This is a genomic window from Mesorhizobium sp. MC2-1-1, from assembly GCF_057597255.1.
Genome location: NZ_CP195205.1, coordinates 889624 through 906557 on the forward strand (window position 1 = coordinate 889624; position 16934 = coordinate 906557).

Here is a 16934-nt window from a genome sequence, read left to right on the forward strand (position 1 = left end):
TACCCCCTTTCCCACGCTCCGCAAATCACCCCCGTTCCTATGGGCGGGGGTGATTTGCGTTGGGGCTGGAGAATTGAGGAACTGAGGAACTTTCTTCAATTCTCCAGTTACCCAGTTCAATTCCTTTCTCTCGCCTCATGCATCAGCAGCGCCGCCTCCGTGCGGTTGCGCACGTTCAGCTTGGCCAGCACCCTGGTCATGTGGTGCTTGACCGTCTTTTCCTGCAGCGACAGCCGGGCGGCGACCTCCTTGTTGCTCAACCCCTCCGCCACCAGGTTCAGGATCTCTGCCTCGCGGCCGGTGAGCTGGGCGAGCGGATCCGGTTTGCTGCCGGCCGGCTGCAGAAGGTCGGAAAGCAGCCTGGCCGAAAGGCTCGGCGATACATAGCTCTGGCCGTTGGCGACATCGCGCAGGATTTCGGCCAGCGCCTTGGAGCCGACGCCCTTCAACACATAGCCGCGCGCGCCGGCCTTCAGAGCCTGGGCGACGTCGGCGTTGGTCTCCGACACAGTCAGCATGACGATCTTCTGGTCGGGCACAGCCGAAAGGATGCCGGCGAGCGCGTTGAGGCCGCCGCCTGGCATGCTTATGTCGAGCAGAAGAATGTCGGGTGTGCTGGCGCGCACCAGCCTCTCGGCGTCCTCGGCGCTGGCGCCTTCGCCGACAAGCTCGAAGCCGCCTATCTCGCCGAGGCTGCGCGCCACGCCTTCGCGAAACAATGGGTGGTCGTCGACGATTGCGATGCGGATGGGTGTGCTCACGGTTGCTCCTCGACAGACAGTGTTATCACCAGTCTGGTTCCTCCGGGGCCGGTCAGCGTTTCAAACTGCCCGCCTATGCTTTCGATACGTTCCCTCAGGCCGGCAAGCCCGAGGCCTTCGCTTCTGGCCGGATCGAAGCCCGGGCCGGCATCCACGACCTCGACGAGGAGCTTGCCGCCCTTCGTCGTGGCCCTGACCTGCTGGCCCTTGCCCTTGCCGTGGCGGTAGGCGTTGTTCAGGCCTTCCTGCACGAACCGGTAGATGCTGATCTTTTCCGAGGTGCCGAGCTCCGGCAAACGCTCCGGTAGCGTCAGCAGCACCTTGGTGCTGGTGCGCCGCTCATGCTCGGCCACCGCCAGCCGCAATATGTCGACGACGGCCTGGGTCTCGATCTGCGGCAGCACCAGTCCGTTGCAGATGCCCCGTATCTCGCGCATCGCTTCGCCCAGCGTCTTGTGGATGCCGGCGATCTCGGCTTCGCGCAGCGCGCTCGACGTGGCCGGGTCGACCAGCACGGGGCTGTCCATCCTGAGCGCGGCGAGTGCCACCAGTTGCGCCGGCCCGTCATGCAGGTCGGCCCCGATGCGCCTCAGATAGCGCTCGTTGATGGCCGTGGCGCGTCGCGACGCGCGCTGGACGCGCTGTCGCAGCAACGAGTTCTGCGCCAGCGCCGCCTGCAATTCGGAAACCTTGGCCTCGAGCGTCGCCTGCTGCGAGACGATGGTGCGGCTGCCGCGGAAAACGATGCCCGACAGCAGGGCAAGCGCGGCCGCGGTGGCCGCGGCCACCACCAGCCAGCTCCACAACAGGGCCGAGCGCAGCGACTCCTCGAAGTCGCCGGACAACTCGTAGAACTCGGTGACGGCCACGACCTCGCCCGACCAGGGCTCGCGCACCGGGTTGTAGATTTCGAGCAGCGGCACGCCCAGCGACCGTTCCTTCTCGTCTTCCTCGTCCTCGAGCCTGTTGTATTTGACCATGACATTGCCGGCGAAAGCGGCGATGAGGTTGGCGTTGGGCTTGATCCGCCTGCCGATGAGGTCGGCGTCCTTCGAATAGAGCACCGTGCCATCGCGGCGCCAAAGCTTGAAAGACACCAGCCTCTTCCCAAGCGCGCCCTGGCCCAGCGTCTCGTCCAGCGCCCGCTTGACGGTGTCGTCGAGCTCCTGGCTCTTGCGCATGTCGGGCAGCAGCGGCGCGATCACGCTGTCGACATAGAGCGCGGTGGTGGCGGCGGAATTGTGCAGCACGCCGTCGCGGATCTGCGATGTCACCCACAGCCCGACCACGAGCATCACGGCCAGAAGGCCGATGCCACCGGCGATCACGAACTGCCAGGCGAGCGAAAGCCCGCCCCAGACTAGCGCAAGTCGTCTTGGATACGTCCCGAACATCGGCACCGTTCACCCACCCGTTCGCGAGAGTATAGGCAAGGGCAGGCAATTGCGACACCGACCTTGGTCCGTGCCGACGGGGACGGTTAACAACGACGGTTTGCCGGCTCCGATTGGCAAGCGGGAGGTCGCTCGCCCTGTTATTGGCAACGCAGTCGATGTCGGCAGAGTTTCACCAGCGGCCGTTGATTTTTGACGTCGAGGCCTTGCGCGAGGTTTCCGGCGGTCAGTTCAGGCGAACCCCGTCACGGGGGCGGACCAGGGGCGGCACGACGGGCATTCCGTCGACAATACGCACCAGAAGGCCAGGCAGGTTACGCGAAGCTGAGCGTTCGGGCGTCGGAAGCCGGTTGATTCGCCCTGGAATCGGCCTCGCATCTCAAGCAGTCGTCGAATCGAGGAGATAGAGCGTCACCCGTTCGAAAGCTGCTCACGCTTTTTCGCAAACAGCGTTTGCCGCTCGGACCATTGCGCTGGCGCATAGGACCTCAGCGACAATTGCGGGCTTGAGGGGAAACGGCCAGTCTGGCCGTGCGCCGGCTCCCCCCAAGGAAACCCAATGGCCGGCGCTTTAGCCCGGCTTGCCGGTCGAAGGGTCATACTCTTCCGCCACCAAGGCAAGCCGGGCTACCCCCACCACTGATCCCGGAAATCCCCCATCCTCGTCCGTCGCTCGGGCTGCGGCACCGGGGTCGCGCCCGGCGGCCGACACCGGAACGCTGTATGCGCGGAAGCCGCCGATCGTCCATTCCCAACGTAACGAAAGGCGGGTAAGCGCGTTTCGACCCCGATGCCGAGAAACCGTCACCCGCGCACGGTCGAAAGGCCTTTTCAGGCCTCAACCGATGAAGCGGAGCGTCTGGCGCGTGCGCAAAAGAATGCCCGGCTGAGGAAGCTTCGCCGCGCGCTTCGTGGCTGGCACTCGATCGGCGGGCGCATTTCCAGGAGGAGATCGACCGTTCGACCCAACTCGGCGGCCCGTCGATCCGAAAGGTCTGCCGCGACGGTTAGGGCAATTCCACGAACGCGGCTTTCCGCTCGTCAAGCGACCTGCATTCTGGCCGCGGCATCCTCTCTCGCCATCTCGACCAGCCGCGCGATCGCCATTGGAGCCATCAGCGCGAAGAAAGCCGTGACGTCCAGGAGAATCGACCGCGCCAGATCGAACCCGTCGTGGCCGTAGCAGACTGCAAACTCCATCACGCCTGACCCTTTTTGACCCGCGCGCCATGCATGCGATTTCGCACGCCCCACCAGCATGATCCTGATCTGCATCGAATACAAGAGGTCACTAATCGAACCGCATATGCGCCACTACGGTCGAGCCCGGGCAGGGGCTAGGCCGGCTTCGGCCAGAACAGCCAGGCGAGCGCCAGCGCCGCCAGCACCCAGACCGCGATCATGAAGACGAGGCCCGCCTTGCTGACCGGCTTCTCGCGCTGCATGGCTTCTTCACGGAATTCCCGCATCAGGTCGGTCGGGACCAGCCTGACCGCGAGCATGATGCCGAGGGGTACGATCAGCAGGTCGTCCAGATAGCCGATGATCGGGATGAAGTCCGGGATGAGATCGATCGGGCTCAACGCATATGCCGCGACGGCGCCCGCGGTGGCTTTCGCGTACCACGGCACGCGCGGATCACGGGCGGCGATCCACAGGGCCACCACATCGCGCTTGATGGCGCGCGCCCATTGCCTTGCCGAATCGAGAGCCGACATACGACCATCGTATACGGCTGTGCGGTCCTCGGGCCAGCGGACGGCCACCGGATTGGCCATTCAGGCGCAGTCTTTCAGTTCGACAACCTCGACGCCGAGGCGGAAGGCTTGGCCGTCGGCATAGGAGCGCGCATATTGCTCGGCTTCAAACGGGAAGATGAGCGTCGTGCCGTAGGCGGTGACCCGTACTGTCCACTTCTGGCCCCTGACGAGTTCCACGCCGTGAAGCTTCGCCGCCACCATCTCACCCTCCTCAGATCCAGCGTCCTCGCAACATCCGAATAACGTCGCGAAAGTCATTTGAATACAAATAATTCGACTTGGTCGTGTCGTTGCGATGTCGCTTCCGACATTGGGTCGTTCGAGTCCGTGAAATGGTTCACCGACAGAAGCGTTTATTGCCGCCTTCGGGGCGGAGGCTCGATGGTTATCGGAACCGCGACGGCCCCGGCGGGTTGGATTCAGGGTCCACACAGGAGGTTGCCATGATCCGCAAGCTGAAAACCGGCGAATACCGGCTCTATTCGCGCAAGGTCGATCCGAGGACAGGAAAGCGCCGCAACCTCGGCACTTTCAAGTCGCGCGAGGCGGCGGAGAAGCACGAACGCGAGGTGCAATATTTCAAGCGCCACTAAGATCGCCGCCCTGGTTTCCCGCGTGCGGTGTCGATTGCGCGCGCGGGCGAGGGTGGCCAGGCGCGTAGCCGATTGATCAAGGTCACGGCGCTGCGCGTGCCCGTCGACGCTTCGCTTTACGTCTATCACGCGCACGCATTGCAATATCCTACCCTGGAGGATAGGATATCAAGCATGACGATGCACAGTTCCCATCCAGACATCATCGCCCGACTCAAGCGCGCGCACGGCCATCTCGCAGCTGTGCTCGCCATGTTCGAGCACGGTCGCTCCTGCCTCGATCTCGCGCAGCAGCTCCATGCCGTCGAGAGCGCCGTCGGCAACGCCAAGCGCGAACTGATCCACGACCATATGGAGCATTGCCTTGTCGAGGGTGGCGAGCCGACCAGGGACACGCTGAAAGAGCTGAAGCAGCTCACCAAATATCTGTGAGGCCGCTCATGTTGGCGAAGATTCGCGACTGGTTCGGCTTTGGCCCGCACGGACCTGACCACGGCGGGCATGACCATGGCGGGCATGGTCACGACCATCACGGCCCGCACGGGCATACGCATGGCGTGATCGACGCGACGATCGCCACGACGGAGCGCGGCATCCGGGCGATCAAATGGTCATTCGTCATCCTGGCGGTGACGGCCGCGCTGCAGATCGCGGTTGTCGTCTTTTCAGGCAGCGTGGCACTGCTTGCCGACGCCATCCACAACGTCGCCGACGCCACCACGGCCATACCGTTGTGGATCGCCTTCGTGCTGGCGCGGCGCAAGCCGACCCGTATCTTCACCTACGGCCTCGGCCGCGTCGAGGACCTGGCCGGCATAGCCATCGTGCTTATCATCCTGGGTAGCGCGCTCGTCGCCGGATATGAAGCGCTGAACCGCCTGTTCAACCCGCATCCGATCCAGTTCCTGGGCTGGCTCGCCGCGGCAGGCGTCATCGGCTTCCTCGGCAACGAGGCGGTGGCAGTCTTCCGTATCCGCGTCGGCCGCCAGATCAACAGCGCGGCCCTGATTGCCGATGGCTACCACGCGCGCACGGATGGCCTAACCAGCCTTGCCGTCGTCGTCGGTGCGGTCGGCGTCTGGCTCGGCTACCCGCTCGCCGACCCGATCGTTGGCCTGCTCATCACCGTCACCATCCTCGGCATTGTCTGGCAGTCGGCGCGCTCCGTGCTGACGCGCATGCTGGATGGCGTCGAGCCGGGCCTCGTCGAAGAGATTCACCACGCCGCGGAGCATGTCGCCGGGATCGACAAGGTGGTCGACGCCAAGGCTCGCTGGCTCGGTCACAAGCTGTGGGTCGACGTGGAGATCGCGGTCAATGACGGGCTGCTGCTTGCCGCGGCGAACAACATCGCCGCATCGCTCAAGGCCGAGCTCTTCGCGCATATCCCGGCGCTCGACGTCGCAACGGTGCGCTTTGCCGCGCCCGTGGCCGCGGGCGGCGACCATCACGCGCCGGATCCGTTCCTGGTGTCGGGCAAGCTGGCCAGCGGGCTGCTGGAGATCGTCGGCACGCCACAGGGCGAGCGCATGCGGCTGCGCCTCTCGCGCCACGCCGAGGGCCTTCGGGCGAACGTCGCCATCGAACGCGCCGGCGGGGCCGTGGAAACCCTGCCGCTGTCCCCGGTCGGCGGCGACCACCACTACCTGCAAAGCCTGGTCGCGCCGGCCGAGCCGCACGAGTTCAGCGCCAGGCTGCAACTGGCGGCCGGTGCCGACAGCGAGGACCTGCCTTTCGCCATGGCGGAGCCGGAAGGGCATCACCACGAACACGAGCGCGGATGAGACGGCACTCTTTGCGCGCCGGCGCGGAATCTGCCTGATTACGACGGCTCAGATTACCTGATGCTGATCAGCGCCGTGCCGGCGATGGCCAGAAGCGCTCCGGTCCAGGCGACCATGGTCGGCCTTTGGCTGCTGCGCAGCCACACCATCGGGAGGATGATGACCGGCGTCATCGAGGACAGCGTCGAGATGATGCCGACATTGCCGTTGCGCAGCGCGGCCATCAGGCAGGACATGCCTAGCGAGGTGCCGACGAAGGCGGAAAGCACGGAGAGCCCGACCGTGCCGAACTGGACGGCCTCCCGCTTGCCCCTGCCGAACGGCGTCGCGGCGAGCGCGATGAACAGGATCGCGGCGAGGCCGGAGCGCAGCGCCATCGCGCTGAACGGCTCGACGCCGGCGGCCATTGCCGGCCGCGCCAGAAGGGTGCCGGTCGCCTGGCCGAGCGCCGTGACTACGCCGAGCACGACGCCTGGTCCGAGGCGCCCTGTGAGCGGCGGACCCGGCGCGGTGCTGACCGGCACGGTGGAAGGGGTGACGACCGGCATCGCCGGCGCCATCTCGCCGCGCTTGAGGAACCGCCGCGGCATGCCGATCGCAAGCACGATGCCGGCAAGCACCAGCGCCACGCCCAGCGCCTGCCAGCGGCTGATGGTTTCGCCGAGCACGAGATAGCCGAGCGCAAGCGCGAATGGCGAGGTGAGCGAGAAGAGCAGCGCCGTGATGCGCGGTCCGACCGAATAGATGGTCGCGAAATAGGTCGTGCTGGCGATGCTGATGCCGGCGAAGCTCGACCCCGCAAGCAGCCAGAACTCCCTTGGTCCGATCGTGTGCCAGCCGCCGACCGCCAGCGACACCGAGCCGGTCATCACGAAGGTCGCGAGCATCTGCCAGCGGGCAAGCTGGAGCAGGGGAACGCGGCCCTTGAGCTCGCTCAGGAACATGGAACTCAGCGCGCTGCATATTGCAGCGGTGACGGCGAAGGCTTCGGGGGCGAACATGGCTGCTGGCGGCTGCGAATCCGGGGGCCGGACAATTGACGATGCTTACGCCAGCGCGCGGCGATGCGCTAGCCGGACTGGCGACGGCCCGCTGCAGGCGTGGGCGTGGACCCAGAGATGCCAAGAATTGGTCGAGGACGACTGCAGGCATTGCTCGGACATGAGAGCGAAGGGCGAGTGCCCGTCGCTTCCAGGGCGTCATTCCGGCATGGGGACGCTACAGGCGCTCTATTGCATGGCTGCGGGGTTCATCCACAGGAACTCCCAGACATTGCCGTCCGGGTCTTCTATATGGCGATTGAACATGAAACCGAGATCCTGCGCCGGGTTGGGATCGGCGCGGCCGCCGGCCGCAACGCCTTTCTCGATTACCGCATTGACCGCGTCCTTGCTGTCGACGGTCAGAGCGATCAGCATCTGGCTCTCGCGCTTGGCGTCGCCGATCGGCCGGGCCGTGAACTGGCTATAGTGTTGATGGGTCAGCAACATGACCCCGATCGATTCGGAGAACATGATCGAGCTGGCCTGGTCATTCGAGAACTGCGGGTTGAGCGTGCCGCCGATCGCGAGATAGAACTCGGTCGCCGCCTGCAGATTGCGCACCGGCAGATTGAGAAAGAGCATCTGAGTCATCGGGTTGAACCTCCGTTTATTGACGGGTACTAGTCAGTCTAGTACTGTCGTGACGGCTATCATATGGGAACGGTACCGTCTAGTACCGATCGAGAGGTGCCATGAAAATTGCCGTTGAGACCAGATCGGCCCGCAAGGATCGTGAGATCATCGAGGCGGCGACGGCCTCGTTCATCGCCAAGGGCTATGATGGGACCAGCATGGAGGAGATCGCCACCAGGGCGGGCGCTTCCAAGCAGACCGTCTACAAGCATTTCAAGGACAAGGAGACGCTTTTCACTGAAGTTGTGGAGTCCACCGCCTCCCAGACCAATGACGTTGTCGAGTCCGTGACGATGCTGCTTTCCGAAGCGAAGTTCCTGGAGGGCGGCCTGCAGCAGCTTGCCCGCCGATTGACCACCGCACTGATGAACGACGAGTTGCTGAGGCTCCGGCGTCTGATAATCGCCAATGCCGATCGGATGCCCCAGCTTGGCCGCAGTTGGTACGACAAGGGCTTTGAGCGTATGCTTGCCTCGGTGGCGGCGTGCTTTCAAAAGCTCACCAGCCGAGGCCTGTTGCAGACCGGCGATCCCCGTTTGGCGGCCAGCCATTTCTTTGGCATGCTGCTTTGGATCCCGATGAACGAAGCCATGTTCACCGGAAGCAACCCGCGCTCGAAGGCCGACCTCGAGCGCCACGCCGATGCCTCGGTGGAAGCATTCCTTGCCGCCTATGGGGTCCGGTCGAAGTAGTCGCGAGGCCTGGCGCGACCTGCGCGGCGCAACGAGCCGCGTTGGTTCATATCTCGACGCAATCGACCGGCCCGATTCGGTTAAACCGCGCGTACCCGTTTTGCGCCGAAGATCGACCACGCAGCCGTCATCAGCGCCGCCATCGTGACCAGCAGCACCGCAAGGCTTGGCAGGTGGAAGAAGATGCTCCGCCAGCGCGGCTCGACGACCGCGCCGGTGCTGAAGGCCTCGCCGCTATACTGGCACAGGATCCAGGACGCGCCGCTTCGCACCATGTCGACGTCGATATCCGAGATCAGCGCCTTCGCCTGGCGTTCGGCTGAGGGCATCGTCGCCATGTAGGCGAGCAGCGCCTTGGCCGTGGCCAGATAGGCGTGGCTGCATTCGTTGAAGGGGCTTTCCTCGTCGCCGATGCTTCCCGGCATCAGGCCCCACAGGCAGTAGGTGAATTGCAGATTGCCGTGATTGTAGAGCCGCCGGAAGGTCGGGTCGGTCACGGTCTGGCGTTGCGCAAGGTCGAGGATTTCGCCCCGGTAGCGCGCGATCACAGCCATCTGGCCGTGGGTCAGGCTGGGGATCTGGATGCCCGGGGGAGGCGGGGCCGAAGACCCGCTATGCGCCTCGGCCGGAATGGCGATCAGAAGTGACTGCCAGATCGCCAAAAAGAAAATGGCCGCCAGGGCAAGGAACCGTGGCGGCCAACGCATGGGTTTCAGGCGTAGCGGCGGGCAGGGCCGCGCTGGTCGCGCGCGGCGACCAGGCGCTCGACAACCGCGCCGAAGCCGAGCCCGACGACGGCCCACAGCACGAGCTGCATGCCGAGCGAGGCGACGCGGAACTGCCACAGCACCGTCGCCGAGAAGTTTTCCGGCACTTCGTTGATGTCGGGCAGGGCTGCCTTCACCAGTGCGAAGACGACGAGGAAAGCGAGGCCCGCGACGATCGAAGCGTTCCAGGCGCCGAGTTGCTTCCACAACCGCTGCGCCAGGCCGACCGCCGCCACCATCGCCGCGATCGAGACCACGATCATGATGAAGAACAACTCGGTTCGGTAGGCGATCGTCTCGGCGTTGCCGACCGCCGGCGGGTTCGCAGGGTATTTGAGGCTGGGAACCACGATCACGGCAAGGAAGCCGAGCAGCGCGATGAGCGCCGAAGTGCCGCGCGGCCCGAGCGAACCAAGCCGGCCATAGGCATAGGCAAAGACCAGCGAGAACAATCCGCCGAGCGCCGCGCCATAGACCAGAACGCCGGTTGCGAGACCGATGCCGGCCTGCGTTGCGCGGCTGACCATCTCGGGCTCCGGCGCCTCGCCGGACGCCTGGGCCTGCTGCTCCTCGAAAGCGATCGCCTTGTCGACCTGCGGCTCGCCATAGACGCGCGCGAAAGCGAATGCGAGCACCCCGGCGACCAGCCCTACAAGCATGCCACGCAGCAAGAGTTTTCCGACCATGTCACCAATTCCTCCAGGCAATTCCAGGAAAAGTGCGAAGCGATTTTCCGCCCGGAATTGCGTCAAGCCAATCGAGCAATTCCAGGAAAAGTGCGAAGCGGTTTTCCGCCGGGGATTGCGTCAAGCCAATCGAGCAATTCCAGGAAAAGTGCGAAGCGGTTTTCCGCCCGGAATTGCGTCGAAACAACCAGGCAATTCCAGGGAAAAATGCGTAGCGGCTTTCCGTCCGGAATCGCGTTGGATCAGATCGAAAAGCGGGGTCGGCGATGCCGAGCCGCTTTAATGGCAGGGGAAGCCGAGCAGGTGGCGGCCGTCATGCACGAACTCGTGCACCGCCGTGCCACGGATCAGCGACGTCGCGCCTTCTTCCGCGCCGACGAAATAGATCGCCAGCATCAGCATCAGGCCAGCGAAGATGGCCCAGGGCAGAAGCTCGCGGACCGGGATTGCAACCGGGCCGTAGGTGGGGGCGAAGGTGGCGTCGGACATTTCGAACTCCTGTGGGATGCTGCGTCCCGTTGATCCAACCATGCTGCGGAATAAGGCCTGACTTTCGGCTGATGCCGATTACAGTGGCGCGACCGTGCCGGACTCGCACCGGCTTCCAATCCCGTATAGCGCTAAAACACTTGTCAGCACTTCGTTCGCCTGTCAACGACATGTAATGGCCGGCACGGCTTCGTGGGGCTTATTTTTCGCTGAGCCACGGAGTTTGGAATGTTCGCCCGCCTGACCATGATCGCAAGCGGAGCCACGCCCGGCATGCGCAAGGGCCGCTTTCCGAACGACGAGGCGCCGGAGCCACGCGCCTTCGAGCGCGCGGGCGCGCTGGCCGCCTCGCTGCGCCACGCCGGCCGCGCCTGGACAAGTCCGGCGCTTGCCGCGCGCAGGACAGCCGAGGCGCTCGGCCTCGACGCGACGGTCGAGCCGCTGCTTGCCGAGCAGGATTTCGCGCGCTGGGCCGGCAAAAGCCTCGAGGAGGTCCAGGCCACGGACCCGGAAGGCATGGCCGCCTGGTTCGCCGATCCGGACGCAGCACCGCATGGAGGCGAATCGCTCGCCGCGGTGGCCCGGCGCGGCGCCGCGCTGATGCAGCGGCTGGCCGGCGAGGGCGGCCACACCATCGCGATCACCCATGCGGCGCCGATCCGCGCCGCCATCGTGCATGTTCTGGGCGCCCCGCTCTCCTCGGTCTGGAAGATCGACGTCGAGCCGTTTTCGTTCACCGAGTTCCGCAGCGATGGCCGCCGCTGGGTGCTCCACGCCAGCGGCGTAGCTGTCGTCTGAACGGTCGGCGCGTGTTTTTCCCTCACGCGGATACTGCCAAGCTTCGACAACCGTCCGCACGTAATATCAAAGTAAGTGTTTCAGGAATCGCTAACGGAACGGAAACGCCTTGCTGCTATGGTGCGACCCCATGCGAGGAGAGCCTTGCCTGAGGAGCCCGCCTTATATGGCCAGTTATCCCGAGACCGAGCGTCGTCTTCATGCGCGCGAATTCGTGCTCAAGGAAGCCACCATCATTGCCGGCGCCGTCAGGATCGGCTGCTCGGTCAGGAACCAGCACGAGCAGGGCGCGGAATTGCGCGTCGCCGCTGATGCGGCCATTCCGGAACGCTTCCTGCTTGAAGTTCCGGCCGACGATATGGCCTATCGCGCCTTGGTGCGATGGCGGCGCAACGACCGCGTCGGCGTGGCGCTCTACAGCAACGCGCCGAAGGACTGAGGCGGGGTCGTCACACCATCTTCACTTGATTTCGCCCGGGCGGCGTGCAACCCAGCACGCGCGGAACGCTACCGGCACGAGCGCGTTCATTGCCGGACCAACAGGGATTCGCGAATGAGCAGGACAGCCGTTTGGGTGGCGCTGATCGCCATCGTTCTCGTGAGCCTCTACCTTCTGCAGGCCAATGGCATGATCAGATTTTAGCAACGCCGCGACCGTTTCGGCGTCAACAGCAGCGGCTCGCGCCGCAGCAGGGCTGGCTCACGGCTGCCTGTTCCTTCAGCCAGCGGTCACGCGGCTTGCAGCTTGCCGGCCGTGGCGAAAGCTCGACTTCGACCGCCTCGCCAACGAGGTTCGGCCGGGCTGCTCGATGCAGTTCCATCGGGCGCACGCCGTCGCTGACCTCGAAGGTCAGCTTCGCTGCCTGATCGAGCGCGACATGGTCCGCCACCTTGCGGATGATCGCCGCGAATTTACCGGCCGGCATATGGACCGGCCCGCCTTCCTCCACGTCCCACAGCTGGACGAAGATCTCAGACCAGGATTCCGGATTCGCCTCGCAATCCAGCGCCGAGAACTGCCCCACCTTAACCTCGGTGACATGGTATCCCGGCTTGACCGGCCGCCCGTCATAGCGGAACACCAGCGGCCGGTCCTTGTAGTCGGCCAACGCGTCCAGCAGGTCGCCGATGGTCAGGTCGGGTGGGTCGATAGCGGCGATGTTTTCCCAGTTGTCAGAAGACAGCATGTCGGCTATTCCTCATTTCGATATTTCAAGGATTATTGAATCGTGGATGAACGTCAAGCCTTGATCGCCTTCGGCGCGCTGTCGCAGGACACACGCCTGCGCCTGCTGCGCCTGCTGGTCGTTGCCGGACCGGACGGCATTTCCGCCGGTTCGCTCGCCGAGCAGGTCGAAGTCTCGCCGTCCAATGTCAGCTTCCATCTCAAGGAGCTGGAACGGGCCGGTCTCGTCGCCGCGCGGCGCGAGGCCCGCTCGATCGTGTACAACGCGGAGTACGACGCGCTCTCCGGACTGATCCGGTTCCTGATGGAGGATTGCTGCTCGGGCCGTCCGGAAATCTGCGCGCCAGCGCTTGCTGCGCCTTGCTGCCGGCCGGGCGAGGGGACACGGCAATGATTGTCGCGCCCTTTGCCAGACGGAAGGCCAGTCCATGAACAGCTTCGATCCATCGCGCCGCTTCGTCGCCGAAGCCCTGGGCACCGGCATGCTGGTGGCGACGGTCGTCGGCTCCGGCATCATGGCCGAGACGCTGACGCATGACACCGCGCTGGCGCTGCTCGGCAACACGCTAGCGACCGGCGCCATGCTCGTGGTGTTGATCACCATCCTCGGGCCGATCTCCGGCGCGCACTTCAACCCCGCCGTTTCACTGGTGTTCTGTCTCAACCGGTCGCTGCCCGCCCGCGATCTCCCCGCCTATCTGGTCGCGCAGTTCGCCGGCGGCATCGCCGGCACCATGGGCGCGCATCTCATGTTCTCGCTGCCGGTTCTGGAGGTCGCGACGAAGCCGCGGACCGGGGCGGCGCAGTGGTTCTCCGAAGGCGTCGCGGCATTCGGGCTTGTCGCCGTCATTCTCGCTGGCCTGCGCTTCGAGCGGCGGGCCGTGCCGTGGCTGGTCGGGCTCTATATCACCGGGGCCTATTGGTTCACCGCGTCCACGTCCTTCGCCAATCCTGCCGTCGCCGTGGCGCGCGCGCTCACCAACACCTTCTCCGGCATCAGGCCGGTCGATCTGCCGGGCTTCATCGCCGCCGAGCTGCTCGGCGCCCTGATCGCGCTTGCTCTGATGGGCTGGCTGCTCAAGCCCGAAACCGCTCAGCAAACCCATGCACTGAAGGCAGAGCCATGACGGTCACGATCTACCACAATCCCGCTTGCGGCACCTCGCGCAACACGCTCGCCATGATCCGTGCCAGCGGCGAGGAGCCGGTGGTGATCGAATATCTCAAGACGCCACCGAGCCGCGACCGGCTGCTCGAACTGATCGCGGCGATGGGGATCACGCCCCGACAGTTGCTGCGCGAGAAGGGAACGCCTTACGCCGAGCTTCGCCTGGCCGATCCGAAATGGAGCGACGCGGAGCTTGTCGATTTCATGCTCGCCCATCCGATCCTCATCAACCGGCCGATCGTCGAGACGCCGAAAGGAACAAGACTCTGCCGGCCGTCGGAGGCGGTGCTGCCTCTGCTCGACAATCCGGTGGAAGCGTTCGTCAAGGAAGACGGAGAGAAGGTCGTCCGCGAGCCGGGGCAGGCCTGATTGGAAGCGGCCGCGCCCACCGCCCGCAATCGCAACGTCCTCGTCACGGCTCTCGGCATCACGCAGATCCTCGCCTGGGGATCGTCCTATTATCTGCCCGCGGTGCTGGCCGCGCCGATTGCCAGGGACACGGGCTGGTCGCTCGCCTCGGTGGTTGCCGGGCTGTCCTGCGGGCTCCTGCTCGCCGGGCTTGTGTCTCCCGCCATGGGACGGCTGATCCAGCGCCATGGCGGTCGCCCGGTGCTTGCCGCCGGCTCGCTGCTGCTGGCGGCCGCGCATACGCTGTTGGCGACGGCCACCGCCTATCCGCTTTATCTGGTTGCCTGGCTGCTCATGGGCCTGGGCATGTCGAGCAGCCTCTACGACGCCGGCTTCGCAACGCTCGGGCGGCTCTATGGCCAGGGCGCGCGCGGCGCCATCACCAACCTGACGCTCTTCGGCGGCTTCGCCAGCACCGTCTGCTGGCCGCTCAGCGCCTTGCTTGTCGAGCATGGCGGATGGCGTATGGCCTGCCTTGCCTATGCCGCTATCCATGTGGCGATCTGCCTGCCGCTCCACCTTTGGGTGATACCGCCGCCTCCGCCCGCGGCGCCCGCGCCGGCGAGGGACAGGCCCAAGGAGGCATCGGCCACGGGCGGGACGCGGGCTCGCTTCATCCTGCTGGCCTCGATCCTGACCCTGGCGGCGATGATCGCGTCCATGCTCTCCGTCCACCTGCTCACGCTGCTGCAATTGCGCGGCGTCGGCCTGGCGGCTGCCGTCGGCCTCGGCGCCTTGGTCGGCCCGTCACAGGTCGGCGCGCGGGTGGTCGAGCTGCTGATCGGCCGCAACCGGCATCATCCGATCTGGACCATGCTGGCGTCGGTATCGCTGCTCGCGGCCGGGATCTGGCTGCTCCTGGCGAGCCAAGCCCTGGTTGCTCTCGCCCTGATCCTCTACGGCGCGGGCAACGGCATCCACACGATCGCGCGCGGCGCGCTGCCGCTGGTGCTGTTCGATCCGAACCAATACGCGGCGCTGATGGGCAAGCTCGCGACGCCGAGCCTCATCATCCAGGCGGCGGCTCCTTCGATCGGGGCGCTGCTGCTTGGCATGGGCGATGGACAGCTCGTCCTGATCGCGCTTGCGATAGCCGCCACGCTCAATGTCGGACTCTGCGCCAGCCTGGTTTCAGCAGTGCGCCGATAGCTCCGTCTCGCGCCGCAAAGGACACGGCCAAACTTTACATTTTTGTAAATTGCCCCAAGGGGTTAATTCGCGATACGGCTGGCTGTCGGCTCGGCCCGTTCCCCCTGCTGGGGCATAGGCGCTTCAGGGATGAGTAGGCCGGCCATCCACAATTTTGGGAGAACGCCATGATACGTAAGGTTCTGGTTGCAGCCTCGGTTGTCGCGCTTGTCAGCATGCCGGCATTCGCCGCCACCCAATATTGGGTAGCAAAGGACGCCACGACCAAGAAATGCTCGGTGGTTTCCACGAAACCCGACGGCAAGAAACTGACCGATGCGGGGACAAAGGCCTACACCTCACAGGCCAATGCCGAAAAGGCGCTCAAGCTGCTGAAAGACTGCAAGTAGGCTTATCGCGCAAGAACTTCCGCCCGCTCCGGCATGCCGGAGCGGGCGTTTTTTTGCGGAGGGCGGCCTTCGGCAGAATAATCGAAGTGCGCCCGGCCGGGTGACATCTTCCAACCCGCAACCTTTCCGCTCGAACGATCGCGGCGCGTTTAGAAGCGAAAGTTCACGAAGGCCTTCAGCGTGTGGAAAGCCACGTCGTCCTTGATTGTCAGCCCCTCGCCATTGTCGAGTATCTGCTTCGAGCCAAGGTCCACATAGGCATATTCGGTGCCGAAGGAGATGCGATTGGTGATGGCGTGTTCGACGCCGGCGCCGACCGTCCAGCCGGCGCGCGTCTGCTTCTCGTTGAAGACGGTCGTGCCGCCAACCGTCAGCGTCTGCTCGGTCTTGCCGAAGGCAAGGCCGCCATGGCCGTAGACAAGCGTGCGGTCCCAGGCGTGACCCAGCCGCGCGCGCACGGTGCCAAGATATTTGACGTCCACGTCGCCATTGAAGACCTCGGTGCCGTCCACCGAGGCCGTCACCGAGGAGCCGTAGCTGGATGCGGCGATGTCCGCCACGGCGCCGACCACCCAGCGGTCGGCGAATTGCCAGTCATAGCCGGCCTGGATGCCGCCGAGGAACCCGCTTGCGGAAATCTCGAAAGCGCCGTTGATCGGCGGCGGGTTTCCATCCGCAAAGATCTGCCGGGAATTGAGTTCCATGTCGCCCACGGCAAACGAGCCGAACCCGCCGAAATAGGGCCCCGTCCAGCTGAAACTCTCCTGCACCGGCGGAGGCTCCGGGGCCGCTTCCGGACCTATCGCATCGGCCGCGAAGGCCTTGCCGGCGGCAAGAATGATCGCCATGGCGGCCATGGACGTAGGTATGGTCTTCATCGGATACGTTCCTCGTTGGGTTGCCAATTCAAAAGTGCGTCCGCACTTCCGCCCGCCCATGCATGAGCGGGTCTCGGGGGCCGCCAATTGATTTGCGAAGACATGCGGACATGAAAATCGATAACCGCCCCCTCGACGCACCGCTAGCAGAGAAAATCCGGGTGCGTGTGGCGAATACGGAAGTCAAATTTGCAATATCGGAACAGTTGTTGTTCAGGAATTTCAGTCTTGCAAATTTGCCACACTTAACTCATTTTCGGAAAGCTGAGAGACCATTGTGGATCGGGGTCGAACCAGGTCGGAAATGATGTTTCTCAGGAGCCGGCGAGCAGGCTAACGCCATTGGAGGCCCGGCG

General features: G+C 64.8%; 23 protein-coding genes and 1 riboswitch. Of the genes, 11 read left to right on the forward strand and 12 right to left on the reverse strand.

Going from position 1 to position 16934, the window contains the following annotated elements:
* Positions 1–116 precede the first annotated feature (116 nt).
* From ACR64R_RS04355 to ACR64R_RS04375, 5 genes are all read right to left on the reverse strand, one after another.
* Entirely contained in the window at positions 117–761 is a 645-nt protein-coding gene (locus ACR64R_RS04355) for a response regulator (RefSeq protein ID WP_487360458.1), read from the reverse strand.
* Positions 758–2155, reverse strand: a complete 1398-nt coding sequence (locus ACR64R_RS04360) for a sensor histidine kinase (RefSeq protein WP_487360459.1) — start codon at positions 2153–2155, stop codon at positions 758–760. Before ACR64R_RS04360 ends, ACR64R_RS04355 begins: the two co-directional genes overlap by 4 nt.
* Positions 2156–3196: 1041 nt before the next feature.
* The gene (locus tag ACR64R_RS04365; RefSeq protein WP_487360460.1) at positions 3197–3430 is read right to left on the reverse strand and encodes a hypothetical protein; all 234 of its coding nucleotides are present in this window, start codon (positions 3428–3430) and stop codon (positions 3197–3199) included.
* Positions 3431–3492: 62 nt separating this feature from the next.
* Positions 3493–3873: a YkvA family protein gene (locus ACR64R_RS04370; protein ID WP_487360461.1), complete on the reverse strand. Its 381-nt coding sequence runs from the start codon at positions 3871–3873 to the stop codon at positions 3493–3495.
* 60 nt (positions 3874–3933) lie between these two features.
* Positions 3934–4116: a hypothetical protein gene (locus ACR64R_RS04375; protein ID WP_176480002.1), complete on the reverse strand. Its 183-nt coding sequence runs from the start codon at positions 4114–4116 to the stop codon at positions 3934–3936.
* Positions 4117–4358: 242 nt separating this feature from the next.
* Between ACR64R_RS04375 and ACR64R_RS04380 the strand changes: the two genes are divergently transcribed.
* The 3 genes from ACR64R_RS04380 (at position 4359) to ACR64R_RS04390 (ending at position 6292) form a co-directional block, all read left to right on the forward strand.
* Positions 4359–4508 carry a hypothetical protein gene (locus ACR64R_RS04380; protein ID WP_095816402.1) on the forward strand — a complete coding sequence of 50 codons (150 nt, stop codon included), beginning with the start codon at positions 4359–4361 and terminating at the stop codon, positions 4506–4508.
* 174 nt (positions 4509–4682) lie between these two features.
* Entirely contained in the window at positions 4683–4940 is a 258-nt protein-coding gene (locus ACR64R_RS04385; protein WP_487362375.1) for a metal-sensing transcriptional repressor, read from the forward strand.
* Between the two features lie 8 nt (positions 4941–4948).
* On the forward strand, positions 4949–6292 hold the full coding sequence (locus ACR64R_RS04390; RefSeq protein WP_487360462.1) for a cation diffusion facilitator family transporter: 1344 nt from the start codon (positions 4949–4951) through the stop codon (positions 6290–6292).
* A 53-nt stretch (positions 6293–6345) separates the two neighbouring features.
* Here the strand turns inward: ACR64R_RS04390 and ACR64R_RS04395 are convergent, their stop codons facing one another.
* A complete protein-coding gene (locus tag ACR64R_RS04395) occupies positions 6346–7293 on the reverse strand; it encodes a DMT family transporter (protein WP_487360463.1) in 948 nt (315 codons plus the stop codon).
* Positions 7294–7521: 228 nt separating this feature from the next.
* Positions 7522–7926: a VOC family protein gene (locus ACR64R_RS04400; RefSeq protein ID WP_487360464.1), complete on the reverse strand. Its 405-nt coding sequence runs from the start codon at positions 7924–7926 to the stop codon at positions 7522–7524.
* 101 nt (positions 7927–8027) lie between these two features.
* Between ACR64R_RS04400 and ACR64R_RS04405 the strand changes: the two genes are divergently transcribed.
* Positions 8028–8660: a TetR/AcrR family transcriptional regulator gene (locus ACR64R_RS04405; protein WP_487360465.1), complete on the forward strand. Its 633-nt coding sequence runs from the start codon at positions 8028–8030 to the stop codon at positions 8658–8660.
* 80 nt (positions 8661–8740) lie between these two features.
* Here the strand turns inward: ACR64R_RS04405 and ACR64R_RS04410 are convergent, their stop codons facing one another.
* From ACR64R_RS04410 to ACR64R_RS04420, 3 genes are all read right to left on the reverse strand, one after another.
* Complete coding sequence (locus ACR64R_RS04410; protein ID WP_487360466.1) at positions 8741–9367, reverse strand: hypothetical protein; 627 nt, start codon at positions 9365–9367, stop codon at positions 8741–8743.
* A 5-nt stretch (positions 9368–9372) separates the two neighbouring features.
* The gene (locus tag ACR64R_RS04415; RefSeq protein ID WP_487360467.1) at positions 9373–10113 is read right to left on the reverse strand and encodes a CbtA family protein; all 741 of its coding nucleotides are present in this window, start codon (positions 10111–10113) and stop codon (positions 9373–9375) included.
* Positions 10114–10392: 279 nt separating this feature from the next.
* Entirely contained in the window at positions 10393–10602 is a 210-nt protein-coding gene (locus ACR64R_RS04420; protein ID WP_487360468.1) for a CbtB domain-containing protein, read from the reverse strand.
* Positions 10603–10746: riboswitch (adenosylcobalamin (AdoCbl) riboswitch) on the reverse strand.
* 84 nt (positions 10747–10830) lie between these two features.
* Between ACR64R_RS04420 and ACR64R_RS04425 the strand changes: the two genes are divergently transcribed.
* Positions 10831–11400, forward strand: coding sequence for a histidine phosphatase family protein (locus ACR64R_RS04425; protein ID WP_487360469.1), 570 nt, complete (start codon positions 10831–10833; stop codon positions 11398–11400).
* 166 nt (positions 11401–11566) lie between these two features.
* A complete protein-coding gene (locus ACR64R_RS04430; protein WP_487360470.1) occupies positions 11567–11839 on the forward strand; it encodes a PilZ domain-containing protein in 273 nt (90 codons plus the stop codon).
* Between the two features lie 226 nt (positions 11840–12065).
* Here ACR64R_RS04430 and ACR64R_RS04435 read toward each other — a convergent pair whose 3' ends face one another.
* Positions 12066–12587 (reverse strand): DUF6428 family protein, encoded by a 522-nt coding sequence (locus tag ACR64R_RS04435; RefSeq protein ID WP_487360471.1) that lies wholly within the window; start codon positions 12585–12587, stop codon positions 12066–12068.
* A 42-nt stretch (positions 12588–12629) separates the two neighbouring features.
* On the opposite strand from ACR64R_RS04435, the gene ACR64R_RS04440 reads away from it, so the two are divergent.
* The 5 genes from ACR64R_RS04440 (at position 12630) to ACR64R_RS04460 (ending at position 15700) form a co-directional block, all read left to right on the forward strand.
* Positions 12630–12980 (forward strand): ArsR/SmtB family transcription factor, encoded by a 351-nt coding sequence (locus tag ACR64R_RS04440; RefSeq protein ID WP_487360472.1) that lies wholly within the window; start codon positions 12630–12632, stop codon positions 12978–12980.
* 34 nt (positions 12981–13014) lie between these two features.
* Positions 13015–13713 (forward strand): aquaporin, encoded by a 699-nt coding sequence (locus tag ACR64R_RS04445; RefSeq protein WP_487360473.1) that lies wholly within the window; start codon positions 13015–13017, stop codon positions 13711–13713.
* Positions 13710–14123 (forward strand): arsenate reductase (glutaredoxin), encoded by a 414-nt coding sequence (arsC, locus tag ACR64R_RS04450; protein ID WP_487360474.1) that lies wholly within the window; start codon positions 13710–13712, stop codon positions 14121–14123. The genes ACR64R_RS04445 and arsC overlap by 4 nt, the downstream gene beginning before the upstream one ends.
* On the forward strand, positions 14124–15311 hold the full coding sequence (locus tag ACR64R_RS04455) for an MFS transporter (RefSeq protein WP_487360475.1): 1188 nt from the start codon (positions 14124–14126) through the stop codon (positions 15309–15311). It abuts the gene before it with no gap.
* A 167-nt stretch (positions 15312–15478) separates the two neighbouring features.
* Positions 15479–15700: a hypothetical protein gene (locus tag ACR64R_RS04460; protein WP_128260804.1), complete on the forward strand. Its 222-nt coding sequence runs from the start codon at positions 15479–15481 to the stop codon at positions 15698–15700.
* Positions 15701–15849: 149 nt separating this feature from the next.
* Here the strand turns inward: ACR64R_RS04460 and ACR64R_RS04465 are convergent, their stop codons facing one another.
* Positions 15850–16578, reverse strand: a complete 729-nt coding sequence (locus tag ACR64R_RS04465; RefSeq protein WP_487360476.1) for an outer membrane protein — start codon at positions 16576–16578, stop codon at positions 15850–15852.
* Positions 16579–16934 lie beyond the last annotated feature (356 nt).

Bases quoted from the DNA above. Each gene is read 5' to 3' on its own strand.
- ACR64R_RS04365 (WP_487360460.1), bottom strand. From the start codon at position 3,430: ATGCAGATCAGGATCATGCTGGTGGGGCGTGCGAAATCGCATGCATGG.
- ACR64R_RS04395 (WP_487360463.1), bottom strand. From the start codon at position 7,293: ATGTTCGCCCCCGAAGCCTTCGCCGTCACCGCTGCAATATGCAGCGCG.
- ACR64R_RS04385 (WP_487362375.1), top strand. From the start codon at position 4,683: ATGACGATGCACAGTTCCCATCCAGACATCATCGCCCGACTCAAGCGC.
- ACR64R_RS04405 (WP_487360465.1), top strand. From the start codon at position 8,028: ATGAAAATTGCCGTTGAGACCAGATCGGCCCGCAAGGATCGTGAGATC.
- ACR64R_RS04400 (WP_487360464.1), bottom strand. From the start codon at position 7,926: ATGACTCAGATGCTCTTTCTCAATCTGCCGGTGCGCAATCTGCAGGCG.
- arsC (WP_487360474.1), top strand. From the start codon at position 13,710: ATGACGGTCACGATCTACCACAATCCCGCTTGCGGCACCTCGCGCAAC.
- ACR64R_RS04460 (WP_128260804.1), top strand. From the start codon at position 15,479: ATGATACGTAAGGTTCTGGTTGCAGCCTCGGTTGTCGCGCTTGTCAGC.
- ACR64R_RS04390 (WP_487360462.1), top strand. From the start codon at position 4,949: ATGTTGGCGAAGATTCGCGACTGGTTCGGCTTTGGCCCGCACGGACCT.
- ACR64R_RS04435 (WP_487360471.1), bottom strand. From the start codon at position 12,587: ATGCTGTCTTCTGACAACTGGGAAAACATCGCCGCTATCGACCCACCC.
- ACR64R_RS04380 (WP_095816402.1), top strand. From the start codon at position 4,359: ATGATCCGCAAGCTGAAAACCGGCGAATACCGGCTCTATTCGCGCAAG.
- ACR64R_RS04445 (WP_487360473.1), top strand. From the start codon at position 13,015: ATGAACAGCTTCGATCCATCGCGCCGCTTCGTCGCCGAAGCCCTGGGC.
- ACR64R_RS04375 (WP_176480002.1), bottom strand. From the start codon at position 4,116: ATGGTGGCGGCGAAGCTTCACGGCGTGGAACTCGTCAGGGGCCAGAAG.
- ACR64R_RS04465 (WP_487360476.1), bottom strand. From the start codon at position 16,578: ATGAAGACCATACCTACGTCCATGGCCGCCATGGCGATCATTCTTGCC.
- ACR64R_RS04430 (WP_487360470.1), top strand. From the start codon at position 11,567: ATGGCCAGTTATCCCGAGACCGAGCGTCGTCTTCATGCGCGCGAATTC.
- ACR64R_RS04415 (WP_487360467.1), bottom strand. From the start codon at position 10,113: ATGGTCGGAAAACTCTTGCTGCGTGGCATGCTTGTAGGGCTGGTCGCC.
- ACR64R_RS04370 (WP_487360461.1), bottom strand. From the start codon at position 3,873: ATGTCGGCTCTCGATTCGGCAAGGCAATGGGCGCGCGCCATCAAGCGC.
- ACR64R_RS04410 (WP_487360466.1), bottom strand. From the start codon at position 9,367: ATGCGTTGGCCGCCACGGTTCCTTGCCCTGGCGGCCATTTTCTTTTTG.
- ACR64R_RS04420 (WP_487360468.1), bottom strand. From the start codon at position 10,602: ATGTCCGACGCCACCTTCGCCCCCACCTACGGCCCGGTTGCAATCCCG.
- ACR64R_RS04425 (WP_487360469.1), top strand. From the start codon at position 10,831: ATGTTCGCCCGCCTGACCATGATCGCAAGCGGAGCCACGCCCGGCATG.
- ACR64R_RS04360 (WP_487360459.1), bottom strand. From the start codon at position 2,155: ATGTTCGGGACGTATCCAAGACGACTTGCGCTAGTCTGGGGCGGGCTT.